Source organism: Pseudomonas sp. PIC25 (genome assembly GCF_002286785.1).
Classification (GTDB): Bacteria; Pseudomonadota; Gammaproteobacteria; order Pseudomonadales; family Pseudomonadaceae; genus Pseudomonas_M.
Window position 1 is genome coordinate 1 of the sequence record NZ_MUJY01000105.1, and the last position, 1,185, is coordinate 1,185.

Here is a 1,185-nt window from a genome sequence, read left to right on the forward strand (position 1 = left end):
AAATTCGAACGTAACAAACCGCACGTCAACGTGGGCACTATCGGTCACGTTGACCATGGCAAAACTACCCTGACCGCAGCGCTGACCAAGGTTTGCGCTGACACCTGGGGTGGCGCTGCGCGCAACTTCGATCAGATCGATAACGCGCCGGAAGAAAAGGCCCGTGGTATCACCATCAACACCTCCCACGTGGAATACGACTCGGCCATTCGTCACTACGCTCACGTTGACTGCCCCGGTCACGCTGACTACGTGAAGAACATGATCACCGGTGCTGCCCAGATGGACGGCGCGATCCTGGTTTGCTCGGCTGCTGACGGCCCCATGCCGCAGACTCGCGAGCACATCCTGCTGTCCCGCCAGGTAGGCGTTCCTTACATCGTCGTGTTCCTGAACAAGGCCGACATGGTGGACGACGCCGAGCTGCTGGAACTGGTCGAAATGGAAGTTCGCGATCTGCTGAACACCTACGACTTCCCGGGCGACGACACTCCGATCGTCATCGGTTCCGCGCTGATGGCGCTGAACGGTGAAGACGCCAACGAAATGGGCGTATCCGCTGTTCGCAAGCTGGTTGAGACCCTGGACTCCTACATTCCGGAGCCGGTGCGTGCGATCGATCAGCCGTTCCTGATGCCGATCGAAGACGTGTTCTCGATCTCCGGTCGCGGCACCGTGGTAACCGGTCGTGTCGAGCGCGGTATCGTCAAGGTGGGCGAGGAAGTGGAAATCGTCGGTATCCGTCCGACCACCAAGACCACCTGCACCGGCGTTGAAATGTTCCGTAAGCTGCTCGACGAAGGTCGTGCTGGTGAGAATATCGGTGCGCTGCTGCGTGGTACCAAGCGTGAAGACGTGGAGCGTGGTCAGGTTCTGGCCAAGCCGGGCACCATCAAGCCGCACACCAAGTTCGAGTGCGAAGTGTACGTGCTGAGCAAGGAAGAAGGTGGTCGTCATACTCCGTTCTTCAAGGGCTACCGTCCGCAGTTCTACTTCCGTACCACTGACGTGACCGGTAACTGCGAGCTGCCGGAAGGCGTTGAGATGGTGATGCCGGGCGACAACATCAAGATGGTTGTCACCCTGATCGCTCCGATCGCCATGGAAGACGGCCTGCGCTTCGCGATCCGCGAAGGTGGTCGTACCGTCGGCGCCGGCGTGGTTGCCAAGATCATCGAGTAATCG

1 protein-coding gene is annotated in these 1,185 nt (G+C 59.5%); it reads left to right on the top strand.

All coding sequences use genetic code 11. The features are described 5' to 3' along the window. On the top strand, positions 1-1,182 hold a 1,182-nt coding region (gene tuf, locus BZL41_RS12560; protein WP_143518077.1), incomplete at its 5' end, for an elongation factor Tu. Between the last annotated feature and the right edge of the window lie 3 nt (positions 1,183-1,185).